The sequence below is a fragment of the Limnobacter olei genome (assembly GCF_029087225.1).
In the GTDB taxonomy this organism is placed as follows: Bacteria; Pseudomonadota; Gammaproteobacteria; order Burkholderiales; family Burkholderiaceae_B; genus Limnobacter; species Limnobacter olei.
This window is the reverse complement of record NZ_JARFJD010000024.1, coordinates 1-17,336: the sequence shown is the minus strand read 5'-3', so window position 1 is coordinate 17,336 and position 17,336 is coordinate 1. Positions and strand designations below refer to the sequence as shown.

General features: G+C 52.3%; 14 protein-coding genes, 1 other RNA gene and 1 pseudogene. 2 read left to right on the top strand and 14 right to left on the bottom strand.

Annotation, left to right across the window (positions count from 1 at the left end; translation table 11 throughout):
* Positions 1 to 5 precede the first annotated feature (5 nt).
* The 12 genes and pseudogenes from murD to PY990_RS13405 all read right to left on the bottom strand — a co-directional run bounded on the left by murD (position 6) and on the right by PY990_RS13405 (position 12,950).
* Positions 6 to 1,481: a UDP-N-acetylmuramoyl-L-alanine--D-glutamate ligase gene (gene murD, locus PY990_RS13455; RefSeq protein ID WP_275272040.1), complete on the bottom strand. Its 1,476-nt coding sequence runs from the start codon at positions 1,479 to 1,481 to the stop codon at positions 6 to 8.
* A 27-nt stretch (positions 1,482 to 1,508) separates the two neighbouring features.
* Positions 1,509 to 2,663 carry a phospho-N-acetylmuramoyl-pentapeptide-transferase gene (gene mraY / locus PY990_RS13450; RefSeq protein ID WP_275272039.1) on the bottom strand — a complete coding sequence of 385 codons (1,155 nt, stop codon included), beginning with the start codon at positions 2,661 to 2,663 and terminating at the stop codon, positions 1,509 to 1,511.
* Positions 2,653 to 4,047 (bottom strand): UDP-N-acetylmuramoyl-tripeptide--D-alanyl-D-alanine ligase, encoded by a 1,395-nt coding sequence (locus PY990_RS13445; protein WP_275272038.1) that lies wholly within the window; start codon positions 4,045 to 4,047, stop codon positions 2,653 to 2,655. Before PY990_RS13445 ends, mraY begins: the two co-directional genes overlap by 11 nt.
* Positions 4,040 to 5,536, bottom strand: a complete 1,497-nt coding sequence (locus PY990_RS13440; RefSeq protein WP_275272037.1) for a UDP-N-acetylmuramoyl-L-alanyl-D-glutamate--2,6-diaminopimelate ligase — start codon at positions 5,534 to 5,536, stop codon at positions 4,040 to 4,042. Before PY990_RS13440 ends, PY990_RS13445 begins: the two co-directional genes overlap by 8 nt.
* Positions 5,533 to 7,251: a peptidoglycan D,D-transpeptidase FtsI family protein gene (locus PY990_RS13435; RefSeq protein WP_275272063.1), complete on the bottom strand. Its 1,719-nt coding sequence runs from the start codon at positions 7,249 to 7,251 to the stop codon at positions 5,533 to 5,535. The genes PY990_RS13440 and PY990_RS13435 overlap by 4 nt, the downstream gene beginning before the upstream one ends.
* 34 nt (positions 7,252 to 7,285) lie before the next feature.
* Entirely contained in the window at positions 7,286 to 7,567 is a 282-nt protein-coding gene (gene ftsL / locus PY990_RS13430; protein ID WP_105027286.1) for a cell division protein FtsL, read from the bottom strand.
* Positions 7,555 to 8,526, bottom strand: coding sequence for a 16S rRNA (cytosine(1402)-N(4))-methyltransferase RsmH (rsmH, locus tag PY990_RS13425; RefSeq protein WP_275272036.1), 972 nt, complete (start codon positions 8,524 to 8,526; stop codon positions 7,555 to 7,557). The genes ftsL and rsmH overlap by 13 nt, the downstream gene beginning before the upstream one ends.
* Before the next feature lie 2 nt (positions 8,527 to 8,528).
* The gene (gene mraZ / locus PY990_RS13420) at positions 8,529 to 8,957 is read right to left on the bottom strand and encodes a division/cell wall cluster transcriptional repressor MraZ (RefSeq protein WP_105027288.1); all 429 of its coding nucleotides are present in this window, start codon (positions 8,955 to 8,957) and stop codon (positions 8,529 to 8,531) included.
* 229 nt (positions 8,958 to 9,186) lie between these two features.
* Positions 9,187 to 9,590: RNase P RNA component class A (gene rnpB / locus PY990_RS13415), an RNA gene on the bottom strand.
* Between the two features lie 131 nt (positions 9,591 to 9,721).
* A pseudogene (locus PY990_RS16365) lies at positions 9,722 to 10,225 on the bottom strand (DUF3025 domain-containing protein); the annotation flags it as partial.
* Between the two features lie 195 nt (positions 10,226 to 10,420).
* Positions 10,421 to 11,542 carry a dihydroorotase gene (pyrC, locus tag PY990_RS13410; RefSeq protein WP_275272035.1) on the bottom strand — a complete coding sequence of 374 codons (1,122 nt, stop codon included), beginning with the start codon at positions 11,540 to 11,542 and terminating at the stop codon, positions 10,421 to 10,423.
* A 61-nt stretch (positions 11,543 to 11,603) separates the two neighbouring features.
* Positions 11,604 to 12,950: a glycerate kinase type-2 family protein gene (locus PY990_RS13405; RefSeq protein WP_275272034.1), complete on the bottom strand. Its 1,347-nt coding sequence runs from the start codon at positions 12,948 to 12,950 to the stop codon at positions 11,604 to 11,606.
* 52 nt (positions 12,951 to 13,002) lie between these two features.
* Here PY990_RS13405 and PY990_RS13400 point away from each other — a divergent pair, with 52 nt between their 5' ends.
* Positions 13,003 to 13,806 (top strand): class II glutamine amidotransferase, encoded by an 804-nt coding sequence (locus tag PY990_RS13400; protein ID WP_275272033.1) that lies wholly within the window; start codon positions 13,003 to 13,005, stop codon positions 13,804 to 13,806.
* Here PY990_RS13400 and PY990_RS13395 read toward each other — a convergent pair.
* The gene (locus tag PY990_RS13395) at positions 13,801 to 14,892 is read right to left on the bottom strand and encodes an aminopeptidase (protein WP_275272032.1); all 1,092 of its coding nucleotides are present in this window, start codon (positions 14,890 to 14,892) and stop codon (positions 13,801 to 13,803) included. The two genes, PY990_RS13400 and PY990_RS13395, sit on opposite strands and share 6 nt — an antisense overlap.
* 105 nt (positions 14,893 to 14,997) lie before the next feature.
* On the opposite strand from PY990_RS13395, the gene PY990_RS13390 reads away from it, so the two are divergent.
* On the top strand, positions 14,998 to 16,179 hold the full coding sequence (locus PY990_RS13390) for a M20 aminoacylase family protein (RefSeq protein ID WP_275272031.1): 1,182 nt from the start codon (positions 14,998 to 15,000) through the stop codon (positions 16,177 to 16,179).
* 1 nt (position 16,180) lies between these two features.
* Here the strand turns inward: PY990_RS13390 and PY990_RS13385 are convergent, their stop codons facing one another.
* On the bottom strand, positions 16,181 to 17,317 hold the full coding sequence (locus tag PY990_RS13385) for a transglutaminase domain-containing protein (RefSeq protein ID WP_275272030.1): 1,137 nt from the start codon (positions 17,315 to 17,317) through the stop codon (positions 16,181 to 16,183).
* Positions 17,318 to 17,336 lie beyond the last annotated feature (19 nt).

The following is a 17,336-nucleotide window of genomic DNA, read 5'->3' as shown; positions in this document are numbered from 1 at the left end:
ATTACCTAGCATGGTTGCCCCCTGTCGGCCGCAATGGCTCGAACGGCATCCACAAATACCTCAGCTCGATGCACATAATTCCTGAACATGTCTAGGCTTGCGCATGCAGGGCTCAGCAACACACAGTCACCCTCTCGGGCTTTGCTCGCAGCCATCTGGACAGCCAGTTCCAAGGAAGCGGCTTTTTCACAAGGAACCTGCACGCTTGCGAGAGCGCTCATGATGTTGTCAGCGTCTTTCCCAATCAACACCACATGCTTGCAGTAATTCGATACAGGCTGAATCAAGGGCGAGAAGTCCTGCCCCTTTCCGTCTCCGCCTGCGATCAACACGGTGGGCTTGGCCAAACCGTTCAATGCCGCTACGGTGGCTCCGACATTGGTGCCCTTGCTGTCATCGAAATAATCGACACCATCAATTTGTACAACGTGCTGTACCCGGTGAGGCTCGCCTTGGTAGCTGCGCAACCCATGCAACAACTTGGCCATTGGCATACCCAGGCCTTGGCACAAGGCCAAAGCAGCCAACGCATTGCTCGCATTGTGCAAGCCCACTACTTGCAAAGCCTCGGTCGGCATCAACAACTTTTGGCTGGGTTCTGATTCCTCCAGCTTTTTGCGGCGAGTGGATGTCAGCACCTCCTGGTCTCCAACCAATTGAGCCAACCACAACATACCGCCTTCCCGAATCAAGCCAAAGTCATTGGCATGAACAGGTGCACTTGTGCCAAAGGTGATCACCTCGGCTCCAGCAGGCAAATTGACCTTGGCCACGAGTTCATCATCCCGGTTCAGCACACACACGCCATTCTCCGAAAAGATTCGGAACTTGTCTTCGGCGTACTCCCGCATGTCCGGGTGCCAATCCAGATGATCTTGCGTGATGTTGAGCACGGTCGATGCATCAAACTTCAAGCGCTTGGTCCAGTGCAACTGGAAACTCGACAACTCAAGCACCCAAACATCGGGTAAATCATCCACTTCCAATTGCTCACGCAAAGCATCCAGAGCAGCCGGGCTGATGTTGCCTGCTGCAACAGCCTTTTTCCCGGCGAACTGCGCGAGGCATTCCACCATTCGAGTTGTGGTGGTTTTCCCGTTGGTTCCGGTAATACCTACCACTTGCGGTTTGTAGTTTCTACTTTGCTGCAAGGCCTGGAGTGCATCGGCAAACAGGTCAAGTTCAGAATCAACGGAGGTGGAATGTTCCGCAGCGTGTGCAAGCACCGCGACCATCAGAGGATGAGAGGGCGGCAACCCGGGTGATACCACCACACGGTTGAAGTCCCAATTCAAATCGCCTACCGAATTGAACACGCGCACATCGGGTTGAATGGATTGCAACTCTTGCAATCCTGGTGGCGTTTCGCGCGTGTCAATCACAGTCAACCGGGCGCCTTGCGCAAGCGCCCAGCGCGCGCAAGCCAAGCCAGACTCACCGAGTCCGACTTGCAAAACCGATTGATTAAGAAGCAAATTCATTCGTTTCAACTCAATTTGAAAGTCATTTCAACGCAACTTCAGCGTAGACAAACCAATCAACACCAGAATCATGGTGATGATCCAGAACCGAACCACTACCTGGGTTTCCTTCCAGCCACTTAACTCATAGTGATGGTGTAGCGGCGCCATTCGGAAAACCCGTTTCCCACCGCTGTACTTGAAATAGAGCACTTGAATCATGACCGAGAGGGTCTCCGCCACAAACACGCCACCCATGATGAACAACACCACTTCTTGGCGAACAATCACAGCAACCGTACCCAGCGCACCCCCCAAAGCAAGCGCCCCTACATCACCCATGAACACCTGTGCCGGGTAAGCGTTGAACCAGAGGAAAGCCAAACCAGCACCAGCGATGGCTGCGAGGAAAACAGCCAACTCACCCGCGCCCGGAATATATGGCAGCAACAAATATTTGGAGTACACCGCATTGCCGGCCACGTAGGCAAAAATCGCCAGGGCGGATGCCACCATCACTGTGGGCATAATCGCCAAGCCATCCAGGCCATCGGTCAAGTTCACCGCGTTACTGGTACCCACGATCACAAAGTAAGTCAGAGCGATAAAACCCCAAACCCCCAAGGGGTAGCTGATCGACTTGAAAAAGGGCACGATCAGGTCTGCATTGTTGGGAAGGTGCATTGAAAAACCACTTTCAACCCAGGCCACAAAAATATCCAGCACCTGCTGACCACTTTGTGCAGAAACGGCAAAAGCCAGATAGAACGCGCAGATCAAACCCACCACGCTTTGCCAAAAATACTTCCATTTCGCCGGTAAGCCTTTGGGGTTGCGGTACACCACTTTGCGATAATCATCGACCCAGCCGATCCAGCCGAAACCGAAGGTGACGAGCATCACCACCCAAACGAAACGATTAGAGAGATCGGCCCACAACAAAGTGGAAATGCCAATACCGATCAAGACCAACGCACCACCCATGGTGGGTGTACCGGCTTTGGCCAGGTGAGTTTGGGGACCATCATCACGTACAGACTGACCAATTTTATATTGGGTCAATTTGCGAATGACCATCGGCCCCGCCACCAGCCCGACCAGCAGCGCAGTTGCACACGCCAACACGGCACGCAAAGTCAAATAATTGAAAACACCAAAAGCGCGAATGTCTTGCGCAAGCCATTGGCTAAGCTCAAGAAGCATGGTTAGCCTCCCCTGAATGATGTTGAACCAGCGCTTGCACAACTCGCTCCATTTTCATGAAACGGGAGCCCTTGACCAGCACAGACCACCGGCCTTGCTTCGTTGTATTCATGGTGTTTTCTATTAAGGTTTCGATGTTCTTGAAATGTATTGCACCCTCGCCGAAGGCCAATACGGTGTGCCTGGTTGCGTCGCCAAGGGCGTACAGGTGTTTGACGCCGACCTGTTTTGCATACCCACCGACCTCCGCATGGTATTCATCTGACTGATTGCCCACCTCACCCATATCACCCAGCACCAACAGAGTGTTGCCGGCCTGCTGAGCGAGCACTTTGCTTGCAGCATTCACAGAGTCAGGATTTGCGTTGTAGCTGTCATTGATCAACAAAATTGATGGTGTATTCAAGGTAACTTGCAAACGCCCATTCACCGGTTGAAATGCATTCAAACCCTTTTGAATTGCTTCATGGGTGCAGCCTGCCGCGTGCGCTGCGGCCGCTGCGCCAGCAGCGTTTGCATAGTTGTGCTCACCGATAAAATTCGGGTGCAATTCAATGTGCTTGCCCAAAGCGCTGAGCATCACAGTGGATTGTTCGGAATCACCCCGTGCCGGCAAAATATCGAAATCCGCACCGCAACCAAAACGCAAGGTGGTTTTGCCGGTTGACATCGCTTGCCAACAATCATCGAACTCTTCACTCACCGGAAATACCGCACAACCATCGGGCGGCAAATGAGCGAATGCACTGCCGTTTTCTTTGGCGACAGCTAACACGGTTTTCATGAACTCTTGGTGCTCTCGCTGCGCATTCGTTAACAGCACCACATCGGGTTTTACCAACCCGGCGAGGTAATCAATCTCCCCGGGGTGATTCATACCCATCTCAATCACGGCCATCTGGTGCTGAGTTCGCAGTTTCAACAATGTTTGTGGCACGCCAATGTCGTTGTTCAAGTTACCCGCGGTCACCAGAACTTGGTCGTTGCCACACTGCGCCTTGCAGATGCTACCCAACATTTCCTTGCTGGTTGTTTTGCCATTGCTGCCCACTACGGCTAACACCTTCAAATCGAACTGTTGCCGCCATGCACTGGCCAAGGCCCCCAGGGCAAGACGAGTGTCATTCACCACAAACTGGGCAATCGGCAAATCGAGTTCGCGGTCAGTCACCAAAGCAGCAGCACCCGACTGCATCACCTGCTCTGCAAAATCATGAGCATCAAATCGCTCACCAATCAGGCATACGAACAGATCGCCCTTTTCAACCAAACGACTGTCTGTTTGAATCAGGCGCACAGCACCTGACACCTCTGGCGCACTCTTTTTCAGCTGCTTACTCAAAGCAGTCGCAACGTGTTCAAAGGCCCAGTTCAACTCAAGCATGCGCACCTCTCTTGGCCAGCGCGGTCATCGCGCACTGCGCATCAGAATGTGCAATCACTTGTGTACCAATCGTCTGTGTACTTTCATGCCCCTTGCCAGCCAGTAACACGACATCTTTGGCGCTCGCTTTGGCAACAGCAAATTCAATGGCCCGCACGCGATCAACCTCGACATGAAGTTTGTCCTGCCGGGCCTTGTCGATTCCGTCCACTATCTCTTGCAGAATGTTTTCTGGTTTTTCACTGCGTGGGTTGTCTGAGGTAACCACCACGAAGTCGGCTTTGTCTGCTGCGGCAGCTCCCATCAAAGGGCGTTTGCTGCGATCCCGATCGCCGCCACAACCAAACACCACCCACAGCTTGCCTTGGCGTTTGTTGGCAAATGGCCGAAGCGCCAACAGTGTCTTTTCCAAGGCATCGGGAGTGTGCGCGTAATCAACAACCACCGCCGGTTCGCCTTCAATGAGCTGCATGCGTCCAGGTGCTGGAGTAACCCCTGCCAAAGCGCTCTTCACCTCGCTTACTTCGTACCCAAGTCTTATCAAAGTCGCAAACACCAATGCCATATTGTCAGCATTGAATTCGCCAATCATGGGCGTGTCGATCTGGGTGCTGGCACCGTTGATTTTCAATTCAATGCGTTGGCCGTTTTCTTGATGGACAACACTCAGAATTTGGCACTCAGCACTGTCAGCGCGTCCTACAGCGGAGCAATCAATATTTCTGCGCTGCACATTGGCCAAAAACTCCATGCCGAAAGAATCATCCGCATTGACCACCGCCAACCGCAAAGTCGGCCAACTGGCCAGAATCATTTTGGAACGGCCATATGCTGCCATGTCCCCGTGATAGTCCAGGTGATCCTGAGACAAATTGGTAAAGAGGGCAACATCGATGCTGACACAGGCCAGTCGACGTTGCTCAAGTCCAATTGACGAGGCTTCAATACACACTGTTTCAAAACCGTCCTGCCGCAATTCATGCAACAGATGATGAACACCGACCACATCCGGAGTGGTTAAACCGGTATGTGCCTTCAATTCGTCCGGCTTGCCGTAACCCAAAGTGCCGATCACAGCGGCTTTCTTGCCAAGATAATTGAGTGCCTGCGCCAACCAGCGGGTTACAGTGGTTTTCCCATTGGTGCCCGTCACCGCAATAATGGTCATCGCATCGCTGGGGGTTTCGTAATAACCAAAAGCCAAGTCGGCTAACATGGTTTTCAAATGCAGTACGGGCAATACACTGGCGCTTTGGTAGGCGCGCTGGTCGTCGTAATCGACCAGTACAAGACCACACCGCTGCTCGATCAACAAATCATCGGCCAAATTTCGCGGATCAAACTTTTCACCAGGCACGGCAAGAAACACATCCCGAGGACCTGTCAAGCGACGGTGATCTGTCACCAAGCCCGAACAATCGGCGTAGAACCCGCGCTCATGAAGTTCTGCCAACACCTCTGACACCGAATGAAGGTAAGCGCTGATCATAAGCGACTCCCCACTGCACTCGGTGCAGCAACAAACTTGCGTAACTGTTCAGTCGATTCAATCGCATCGGGCTGAACATTCAGGCGAGTCAACACGCTTTTGGTAATGGTCGAGAACACTGGCGCAGCAACCAAACCACCGTAGTACACACCCCCTTTGGGCTCGTCCACCATAATGGCGACGATGACACGTGGATCAGAGACGGGTGCCAGGCCAACATAAGAAGAAACGTACTTGTTCACGTAACGTCCACCTTCCTGCTTGTGGGCTGTGCCGGTTTTACCGGCAACCCGGTAGCCCTGCACCTGTGCCTTGATCGCAGTTCCTTCCGGCCCCGAAGCCAACTCAAGCATATGCAACATGCTGTCGGCGACCTTCTCACTAATGACTCGATGAGACACCACAGGGTCCTGCGGCCCCCGTTTAATCAACGAAGCCGGAACGAAATGACCTTTGTTTGCAAAGATGGTGTACGACTGCGCCAACTGAATCAGGGACACAGAAATACCATGCCCATACGACATGGTCGCTTGCTCAATAGGACGCCATTTATTCCAGGGGCGCACACGACCAGCCACTGAGCCGGGGAATGCAATCGAGGGAGTTTGCCCAAAACCCAGCAAATTGAAAAAATCCCACAAATCCTTTCGCTCAAGCTCCAGCACAATTTTGGAAGTCCCCACGTTGCTGGACTTCTGAATGATTTCCTCAACAGTCATGACACCATGCGGCTTTGTGTCACTGATGGTTGCCGGCCCAATCGACATACGCCCGTTGCCAGTATCAATTTTTGTACTGGCTTTTACCTTGCCTTGATCCATCGCCAAAGCCACACCAAATGGCTTTAAGGTTGAACCAGGCTCGAACATGTCGGTGAACACTCGGTTGCGCAGCTTTTCACCATGCAACTGCCCCCTGTTATTGGGGTCGTAGGTGGGAATATTGGCCATGGCCAGTAATTCACCCGTTTTCGCATCCAGCACCACAGCAGCGGCAGCCTTGGCCTTGTGCTGCTCAACCGCTTTCTTCAGCTCCGACAACACGATGTACTGCACATCTGCATCCACGGACAACACCAAATCCTGTCCATTCACGGGCGGCCGCAGCTCCCGAATGTCTTCAATCACATTGCCCAGGCGATCGCGTAACACATTTCGTTCGCCGTCTTCACCTGTAAGCCGGTCATTGAAAGCAAGCTCGACGCCTTCCTGGCCTTTGTCTTCAATGCTGGTAAAACCCACCAAATGCGCCATGGTCTCGCCTTGGGGGTAATAGCGCTTGCTCTCGGTCACAAACCCCAAGCCAGGAATTTTCAAGGCCTTGGCTTTTGCTGCAACATCGGAATCGACCTGACGGTCCAGGTAAACAAATGCGCGCTTGGAATCTTTACGCATCTGGGCAATCATCCGGTCGGGCTTTAAACCAAGCACGGTCGCAAGCTTGCGCAAATCTTCATCTTTGGCATCCACAATTCGACGGCCGTCATACCACACAGCCTGGGCCTGAACACTTTGCGCCAACACCACCATGTTGCGATCCAGCAAACTGCCTCGACTCGCCTGCAATGGAAGCGTACGCTCCAGGCGTTTGGCGCCCTGTTCCTGCAAGAAGTCATTGGAAATAACCTGTAAGTAGGCAGCGCGCGCGACCAAGCCACCAAAAGCCAGAAAGATGCACACCAAAACAAAACGCGATCGCCAGGCTGGCAATCGCATTTCCAACAATTCTGATCCGCCAAAACGAACAGCTTTACTCACGTTGAAAGCCCCCCTCCAACTGCATGAAAACCACTGAGCCTGGGGCCGGAGGATTCATATCTAGTCGGGTGCGCGCAACTTCATCCACACGCTCACCTTTGGCCAAGGCCACTTGCTGCAATTGCAAACGGGTAAACGCCACTTCAATCTGGTGCTCAGCCTGTTGCTCTTGGCCCAATGCAACAAACAAGGTTCTCGCAGCGTGTTGCTGCTCAACCACCAACATGGCGCAAAAAATCACCAAAGCCAGCAACAAAATATTCAAGCGCCCCATGCGTTCCCCCCTACCGAAGAACCAGCCGGCCACTCGCCCAGCTTCTCAGCCACGCGCAACACGGATGAACGTGAACGGGGGTTCAACTCACACTCTTCTTTGCTCGGCTTGATGCGATCCAGCTTTCTCATCAACGGCGTGGGCTCGGGCAGCGGTAGCTTGCGCAAACGGGCATCCTGTTGCGATTTTGGATTCGCCAGCTTCTCAATAAATTGCTTGGTAATTCGATCTTCAAGTGAATGAAAGCTGATCACCGCCAGCCTTCCACCCACCTTCAATCTTTTGAAGGCCGCAGTTAAACCTTGTTCGAGCTGCGCAAGCTCCTGGTTGACGTGAATCCGTAAAGCCTGAAAGGTGCGCGTTGCAGGGTCCTGGCCCGGCTCCCGCGTGCGAACTGCCCCTGCCACGATCTGGGCAAGGTCGAGTGTTGTAGTGATCGGCCGCTCCGCGCGGCGAGCAACAATCGCTGTTGCAATCTGAACAGCAAACCGTTCTTCCCCATAATTCTTTATCACCTCTTTGATTTCCCGGGCCTCTGCCCGAGCAAGAAAATCGGCCGCTGACTCTCCAGCCTGCGGATCCATGCGCATGTCCAGTGGACCATCCCGGCGGAAACTGAATCCCCGCTCAGCCTGATCGATTTGGGGTGAAGAGACGCCGATATCCATCAACACGCCATCCACTTGATCGATACCCAGCAAATCAAGCGCCGACTCAAGATCGGCGAACGCACTGCGAACACCCCGAAAACGGGAGTCTTTGATTTCACCCATGGCCTGAACTGCTTGAGGGTCGCGATCAAGGGCCACGAGTCGCCCCTTTGCCGAAAGCTTTTCGAGCAAAGCGCGGCTGTGTCCGCCCCTGCCAAAGGTGCAGTCCAGATAAAGTCCGTCGGGCGTGTGCAACAGGGCGTCAACCGTGGGTTGAAGAAGCACGGGGATGTGTTCATCGGCACTCACTTTCAGAAACTAAATTCGTTCAGTGATTCAGGCATGCCCGCAGCAATTGCCTTTTCCTCTTCCACCTTCAACAGCGTGGAGTCCCAGATTTCAAAATGACTACCCATGCCCAACAACATCACTTCCTTGCTCAACGAAGCTGCTTCCCGCAATTCTGGAGACACCAGAATTCGACCAGCAGAATCGATTTCAACATCTGTTGCAAAGCCAAGGAAAATACGCTGCCAAGGGCGGGCAGACATGGGCCAAGCGGCAATTTTTTCTCGATGCTGCTCCCAAACAGGGCGCGGAAACATCAACAAACAACCGTTTGGGTGTTTTGTAAGCGTCAAGGCTCCCTCGCACTGCATTTGCAGCGCATCACGATGCTTCTGTGGCACATTCATGCGCCCTTTTGCATCCATGGATAAGGAAGAACTGCCTTGATACACGCGAATTAAATTCCCACAAAGTCACACAAATCCCCACGAATCACCACTTTACGCATTATGAAATGGGTGGTCAAGCAGTTCTCTCGAGAAAACGCTTTACAACCAAGGACTTAGAAGTACTTTGAAGAATTTAATCAAGAAAAAATGACTGAAAAAATAAGAGCATAAAGACAACACTGAAAGTAATGTCTTAAGAAAAAGCCGTGGGATTAAATCTTGATGAGGGGGAGTAGAAAGCGCGCCTGTAAGCCGGATTCTGTTCAATGGCTTTGCAGCCAAAGTGACAATCATTCCTCTAGGCTGAAAATTACTCTTCAGCTCAAGCCACCTACCCGCGCGCTCGGGGAGCGCCGTTGGCGCTTAAAGCGCCTGCGCGCCTATTTGGTGTTGCTCCAAGTGGGGTTTACCTAGCCAGCCTTGTTGCCAAGCCTGCGGGGGTCTCTTACACCTCCGGTTCGCCCTTGCCTGTGAAAGTTGCCTTTCCATCGGCGGTGTGTTTTCTGTTGCACTTTCCGTCGCCTTGAGTTTTGTTGCCAAAACCTTATAGCGCCTGGTGGTTAACCAGCACCGTGCTCACTGGAGTCCGGACTTTCCTCCCCCTGAAATTCAGGCAGCGATTGTCCGACGCACTTTCCGAGAGCAAGTGTAGACCCATCCCAAACAAAAGCCAATCTTTCATCGGGTGAAGAAACCCGACGTGTTGGCTTCGCGCGAAAAACAGCAGAGTCTTCATAAAAGCCAGGTTGCTCAGAATCGCGAAACCAGCCAGGAACCCCCATCACCGGCAGGGGGCTTAAGTTACCGGGGGCGCGAAGTTGTTCAACCACCAACAACATCAATCGCTGCAACTCAGGCAATTCCATGTTAAGGGAAGGTACCTGCACGGGCACCACCTTTGCACACAAACCTTTGTGAGCTTTGCTCATGCTATCGAGCAAACCGTGCCCCAACAATAAAACCCTGGCACGGGTACTCCAGCTTTCTCGCTGATCAAGCAGCAAGGTTTTCCAGTCGTGCTGTAACAAGGCCGTGCATAGCGACCACTCCGTGGTCAAAAAAAGCGCACCGCTTTCATCAAACAAAGTCAGGGCATCGCGCAATCGACTTCGACCGTTGCCAGATAAACCCCCTGTTTGGCCCGCAGAGCAACAGGCGTCCTGTACATGAAGCGCATTGATCAGTTGCTTCACTTTGGGAAAGGCCAACCAAACTTGGCCGTTGTACCAATCGTGGGAAATATCTCGTGTCGGGATCTGGCCAGTTTGCACAAGGCGCTCGTATTCGAGCGCCCCCAAATTTTCGGTTGAATGCAAAAAAGCGGGGGTGGCCCCAACCAGCTCACCACGCAGATCATTCAAACGACGGGAAACAGCGCCCTCATGATCAAGTCGAGAATCAAAACGGGCACGGTTTTCACCATAGGGCCATAGCCAAGGGCTACCTGCTGAGTCTGCCACCACCGCTCACCGAAGACGGGTAACAGTCCAATCCAGCACCTCTCCTGCCCTCAAAGGAACAATCCCACTTTCGGTCACAAAAGGCAGCCGTTGCGGCACTTCAAAAGATTTGCGCTGTAGCTCGAACACGCCTTCGTTAACAGGCAAACCGTAAAATGCGGGACCATTCAAACTGCAAAACTTTTCAAACAGCTCAACGCTATCCAATGCCCCCATCTGCTCAAAAGCTTCAGCGTACATGGCCATCGCATAGGGTGCTGAATAGCAACCAGCACAACCACATGACATTTCTTTCAAATGCCTGGCGTGCGGAGCACTGTCTGTGCCCAGGAAAAACTGCGGCAAACCACTGGTTGCCGCTTTCAACAGTGCCTTGCGATGCACCTCGCGCTTCAACACTGGCAGGCAATACCAATGGGGCTGTAACCCACCCTTGAACAAAGCGTTGCGGTTGTAAAGCAAATGCTGAGGTGTAATGGTCGCCGCAAGCAGCAACCTGCCCTGCGCATCACGGCCAGAATTTTCTGTCACAAAGTTAGCTGCCTGCTCGGTGGTGATGTGCTCAAACACCACACGCAGATTCGGAAACTGCCGGCGCAGAGGCTTCATCACTGTTTCTACAAATGCGGCTTCGCGATCAAACACATCCACATCCGCATCCGTCACTTCACCATGTACTAGCAAAGGCAAACCATGAAGCTCCATGGCCTGCAACACGGCACCACACTGGCCCAGCAAATCGGAAACACCAGCTTCAGAATTTGTGGTCGCGCCAGCTGGGTACAACTTCACTGCTCGCACTACACCACTGTTGGCCGCTTTCTCAATTTCCTGCGGGCTGGTCGCACCGGTCAGATAAAGCACCATCAGGGGTTCAAACAAACGCATGACGGCCTGTTCCTCCGCGGAATAATCGCCCGTGCTACAAGCTTTCTCTACGGAATCCAGAATACGCTGACGATAAGCCACGGCTTGATCAACCGTGGTCACAGGCGGCTTCAAATTGGGCATCACAATCGCACGTCTGAAATTCAATGCCGTCGCTGCAATAACATGTTCTAGCGCCTCACCGTCGCGAAGGTGCAAATGCCAATCATCGGGCGGAGCAATTTGAATGGTCTGAATCATGAGGGCCAGATAAAGTTTGGAACGACCTGTATTTTACCTCACGCAGATTGCCCGAACTTTCTCAGGGCTTGCCGATCAGAATAATCCTCAGGTCATTCACATTGGTCATCGTGGGCCCCGTCATCAACAATCGATCCAGGCGTTTAAAGTAGTCGTAACTGGTGTGTTGATCCAAGTGCAACTGAGGCGCAAGCTTGGCCACCTTGCAGCGCTGCCTGTCGCCGGGCAACATCAAAGCGCCGGCATGCCCGCCAATACCGTCAATCCCGTCCGTGTCTGCCGCAATTGCTGCAACCTCAACAGGTGCGCTCAAATCCCGAAGGTAAAAAGCCAAAGCCAACAAAAATTCGGAATTTCGCCCACCCCGCGCTTGCCTCAACTGCGTGTCATTGAGGGTTACAGTACATTCACCGCCACTGATAATCGCCAACGGAGCAGCAGGCCAGCCCCCTTGTCCCATGGCTGCTTGTCTGGCAATAGCTGCATGCACCTGCGCCACATCTCGTGCCTCACCCTCCAAAGTGTCACCAAGGTTCAGAACCTTGTATCCCTTGACCTCAAGGTGTTGGGTTACAGCATTCAACGACTTCAAATTGCTGGCCAGCAAATGGGTTTTCACTTTGCGAAAAACCAGCGAACTCCGCTTGGGTGTATCAGGCACCGCACCCTTTATCCCTTTCTCGAGATACCTGGCAATTGAGTGTGGCACTTGCACCGCCCAACGCTTGATTACCTCCATGGCGTCGTGAAAAGTACTCTCATCCGGACTAAATGGGCCTGAAGCAATTGAGGAGGGATCATCTCCCGGTACATCCGATATCAACAACTGAAACACCGGCGCACGACAAACTTGCGCCAACTGCCCCCCCAACGTTTGCGTCACATGCTTGCGTACAATATTCATCTCGTCGATCGGTGCACCACATGTCAACAAAGCACGGTTCAACTGCTGCAAATCAACGAAGGGAATATCGCGCACAGGCACGCTGAGCAAACTTGAACCGCCGCCCGATACAAGCGCGATTACAGCATCACTGGAAGGCACTTCCGAAACGGCCTTGTGTAGTCTGCGCGCAGCACGCTGTCCATCTTCATCCGGCACTGGGTGCGCAGCCTGAACCACCTCAATGGTTGAAGTCTTCACCTCATGTCCGCGCCGGGTTACAACAAACCCTTGCAGTTTTTCTGAAGATCCAGCTACACCCTCCAGGGCTTTGGCCATGGATGCCGCCGCCTTGCCTGCACCAAAAACCCACACGCGCTCGCGCTCCGGGGCCAACTGGCTCAACCAAGGCATGATTTGCTCGTGCCAAGCTTCCTTCAATGCTTGCTCGGGCTGGGCAGCCAAAACACCCACGTCAAAAACCTCAGTTAAAAGGTCTTTGTAAAAATCATCCTTCTCAGACATGAAAAGTCTCTTAAAATAAAAATCAATTAATCAACAATTTACCAATTAAACCATGTGTCAATTGCTCGGCATGAACTGCAACACGCCAACCGACATCCAATTTTCATTTGAAGGGTTTGCCAAACGAGGCGGCCTGACCGATGAACATGCCGACGGCTGGGGTATCGCATTTTTTGAAGGCTCCGCGGCAAGATGTTTCATCGATCACCGCCCCGCCTCTGATTCTCCAGTGGCGGAATTAATCCGGAACTACCCCATCCGCTCCTACAACGTGATATCCCATATCCGCAAAGCCACAGTAGGGCAGGTCAAACTTCAAAACTGCCATCCATTCATTCGGGAACTTTGGGGACAAGCCTGGGTTTTTGCTCACAACGGCGATCTGAAAGATTTCAATCCACACCTTCAAGGCGACTTTTTACCCATCGGAGAAACTGACAGCGAACTCGCATTCTGCCTATTGCTACAAACCCTGAAAAATGAGTTTGGCTACCGTACTGCAAGCAATCGCCCCAGCGTCGCTGAAGTCGATGAAGTGCTTCGCCCTGTGTGTTCGAAAATCGCTCAACACGGCACCTTCAACATGCTGCTCTCCAACGGGCAGGCCATGTACACGCATTGCTCCACCAAGCTGGAGTACATCGTTCGCGCTCATCCGTTCAAAGCCGCGCATTTGGTTGATTGCGACATTCAAGTCGACTTTGGTGCCGTAACCACACAGAACGATCGGGTTGCGGTAATTGCAACCTCGGCGCTCACGAACGACGAGGTATGGACACCCTTCGAGCCGCAATCCTTTTTGGTGTTCGAGGATGGCAGACCTGTGTTGAAAAACGGCCACTGCCTGCTTTCATAAACATTTAAAGCCAAAAGACAAAGGCTCGGCGCGCTGCAACTCGGCCAGCAGTATTTCACGCTGTTCTCGGGAGAATTCACCCAACATTTCGGTGGCTGCATAAAAACGTTGAAAGCTTTGACCGCAGAGTTTATGCAAAGCCTTGAATGCAGGCACATACTGAGTGTACAGGCCAGACACACCCAACTTTGCATTATTCAAATCCTCAGCCATAAACCGGTCATAACCGGTCCATCCGCCCCAAGACTCCTTTAATGCATCGTAGTCAACCAGCAACTGCTCGAAACGCTGCTCTTTCAATCTCAACACCTGCCGCATGTCCAGCCTATTGCTGTTCTCATAAATCCGTTCCAAATCATCGCGAGCACGCGCCAACATAAGCCGGAAGGCATTTCTGCGTGAATCGAATAGATCATACTGCGCCTTCAGCACCTCCCGCCCAGGTTGGGCAAGCCAGGCAATCACCCCCAATTCCTCAATAGCCGTCGCAAAGCTCTCGTTGAACATGGTGTCGTCGGCAATGTAAACCACCTGGTGCGCTAGCTCATGAAAAACCAGCCTGGCCAATTCACCTGCCGGATAATTCACAAACGTATTCAAAACCGGGTCGGGCGTAAAACCCAAGGTGGAGTACGCAGGCACACCCAGCACCGCCACATCCAAGCCCTGTTTACGAAGGTCATCCGCCAGGGCCACTGCGCGAGACTCCGAATAAAAGCCCTTGTAAGAAATACAACCGATTAAAGGGAAACACCAGGTTTCCAAAGTCAAACTGTCTGGCTGGGAAGCGACCACATTCCACACCGCATAGGCGCGATTCAAGTCAGCATAAGTGCGATAACTCCGATTGTCAGGAAGCCCCAGTTGCACCACAGAAAACTCCCGTATTTCCTGGACATATTGCAATTGAGTGCGCAACTTCCCCGAAAGATCGGGACGCAACAACACTTCATCAATGTTCTCTGCAGCCCCAAGAACACGCAGGTGACCCGTGGTGGCCTGCCAAAAATAAGAACCCGTGCTGCAAGCATTCAATAGAAAAGCGCTCACCAACCACAAGCCCGACAACATACTGCGCCGAATCATTCCTGCCCTACCTTGCATAAAGAATATTCATAGTAAAGCACAGCGATTGCCACAGTGAGCAAAACCTGCGATTCTTAATGCTTGTACCAACCAGCGAAGTTTGTTGTGAATCCGAGCAAAATTGAATCCTGGGTCAATACCCGTCGAGACATCCACGCCCACCCTGAATTGCGTTACGAAGAAAACCGTACCGCTGATATCGTCGCCAAGCGGCTTGCTGAACTTGGATACACAGTGGAAACCGGCATAGGACAAACTGGGGTGGTGGGCTTTATTCAAGGCAGACTAGGATCAGGCAAAATGATCGGCCTTCGCGCCGACATGGACGCATTACCCATTCAGGAGCGCAACCAGTTTCCGCACGCCTCCCGCCATCCCGGGAAAATGCATGCTTGCGGTCACGATGGCCATGTGGCCATGCTGCTGGGAGCCGCGCAGGAAATCGCAGAAAACCCCAACTTCAAAGGCAGTGTTGCCCTTATTTTCCAGCCTGCAGAAGAAGGCGGAGCCGGTGCCCAACGCATGATTGACGACGGCCTGTTTCAGCGCTACCCAGTTGATGCGGTGTTTGCCATGCACAACTGGCCCGGTCTGCGAGAGGGCGAGTTTGCTGCACACACCGGTGCGGTCATGGCATCGAGCAATGAATTTTCAGTAAAAATTCTGGCCAAAGGCGCGCATGCTGCGATGCCAGACCTCGGTATAGACCCAGTGGTTATCGCTGCACAACTGATCCTCGCTTTCCAAACCATTGTCAGCAGAAGCTGCAAGCCTGTGGAGCCAGCCGTATTGTCTGTCACCCAGATTCAGGCGGGGGAAGCAATCAATGTGATACCCGACCATGCGATATTGCAGGGCACTGTTCGTACCTTCAGCATTGAAACGCTGGATTTGATTGAACAGCAAATGAGCAAGCTCAGCACCGAGCTCTGCGCGGCCTTCGGTGCAACTGCTGAAATGGAGTTTGAACGCAAGTACCCGCCCACCATCAATTCGGCGGAAATGGCCGAACTGGCAAAGAATGCCTTGAAGCGAGTGCCTGAAGTAACTGCAGTTCACGCCAACCTTCCTCCGACCATGGGCGCGGAAGACTTTGCATTCATGCTTCAACACAAACCTGGGGCATATCTTTGGATAGGCAATGGCGATGGAGGTCATCGCACTCACGGACATGGCATTGGGCCCTGCACGCTGCACAACCCAAGCTATGACTTCAATGACAAAATACTTCCGCTTGGTGTTAAAGCATGGCTGGCAATAACGCACGCCTTTCTCGAAGGCACTTGAATCACTTGACTCGATAACCCAACAAAGCCTCAAACTCATGTTGCTTTGGACGTCGCCCCATGACCAGCAACTCTCCCTGACTCGGAACAAGAATCAGGGAATGAACCTTGCCACTTTTCTTCAGTGGTCTCCATGACTTTCCCTGAACAATCATCAATTCTTCAAAAACTGCAGACTCGAGAACAAAACGGTGTTCCCTGCGTTCAAGCACACCACTTACGGGCGCCGACATCACTCGCAAAGCATCTGGAGGTAAATCAAAGGTCGACACCAGATTAAAACGGGGCTCCCTTCGCACAGCATCGACTATTAATTTTGGATCCACCCCCATCGCAGCTGCATACAAGGCATCGTCGGGCAATTTGGCAAACAACGACTGGTTAACGGCAAATGCCCGCTGGTAACCCAATTCATCAGCGCCGTCATAATGACTTAACACCGCTTTTTCTGGCGGAAGAAGAAAAAACAGATCACTGTGTAGCGATTGAAACCCTTGTCGACCCACAAAACCAGCCCCCCAAGTGGAATCGACTACCTTCCAAACACCATCGACTTTGACTGCATTCCACACATGATTGACAGGTTTGCCATTGCGGTGCGATGTTGCAGGACCACCTTTCACAAAACCATAAATTGTCTTTACCTCAAGGCCCGCCATTTGCATCAAACGATGAGTCACATCGGCATAAACCGCACAACTACCGCCCGCAAGCCTGTGAAGTTTCTCAAGTGAATGTTGTGACGGATCTCCAATCCTGCTGGCCAAGCCCGCGTCATGCTTGAAATGATAAGTAACCCATCGGTAGACCAGCCAGGCCCTCTCTTCATCCGTTTCAGCAACCGCGAGTACGGAATGAAATTTTGATTCTAGCCGTGTTTCATGCGTAGACAGTGTTTGGTGAAAGTGGGTATTTAGTTGCTGGTATCGAGAAACGTCTTTATCAGCGCAAACGGTAAACGGGATAAGAAGAAGCAATAGGCCAAAAATAAACCGTGACCGATGATCAAGAAGATACTTCAACTTCAATTCCAAGGTAAACAAACAGAAAGCAGAGAAGATATAGGAATAAGTGCAAAATCGCATGAAACGAACACCACTTGGGACCAAACAGCTTCGTTCTGAAAATTGTGCAGACACCTAAACACCTATATGTAAT

Coding starts and splice junctions, on each gene's coding strand:
- murD (WP_275272040.1), bottom strand. CDS start 1,481: ATGAATTTGCTTCTTAATCAATCGGTTTTGCAAGTCGGACTCGGTGAG.
- mraY (WP_275272039.1), bottom strand. CDS start 2,663: ATGCTTCTTGAGCTTAGCCAATGGCTTGCGCAAGACATTCGCGCTTTT.
- PY990_RS13445 (WP_275272038.1), bottom strand. CDS start 4,047: ATGCTTGAGTTGAACTGGGCCTTTGAACACGTTGCGACTGCTTTGAGT.
- PY990_RS13440 (WP_275272037.1), bottom strand. CDS start 5,536: ATGATCAGCGCTTACCTTCATTCGGTGTCAGAGGTGTTGGCAGAACTT.
- PY990_RS13435 (WP_275272063.1), bottom strand. CDS start 7,251: ATGCGATTGCCAGCCTGGCGATCGCGTTTTGTTTTGGTGTGCATCTTT.
- ftsL (WP_105027286.1), bottom strand. CDS start 7,567: ATGGGGCGCTTGAATATTTTGTTGCTGGCTTTGGTGATTTTTTGCGCC.
- pyrC (WP_275272035.1), bottom strand. CDS start 11,542: ATGATTCAGACCATTCAAATTGCTCCGCCCGATGATTGGCATTTGCAC.
- PY990_RS13405 (WP_275272034.1), bottom strand. CDS start 12,950: ATGTCTGAGAAGGATGATTTTTACAAAGACCTTTTAACTGAGGTTTTT.
- PY990_RS13400 (WP_275272033.1), top strand. CDS start 13,003: ATGTGTCAATTGCTCGGCATGAACTGCAACACGCCAACCGACATCCAA.
- PY990_RS13395 (WP_275272032.1), bottom strand. CDS start 14,892: ATGATTCGGCGCAGTATGTTGTCGGGCTTGTGGTTGGTGAGCGCTTTT.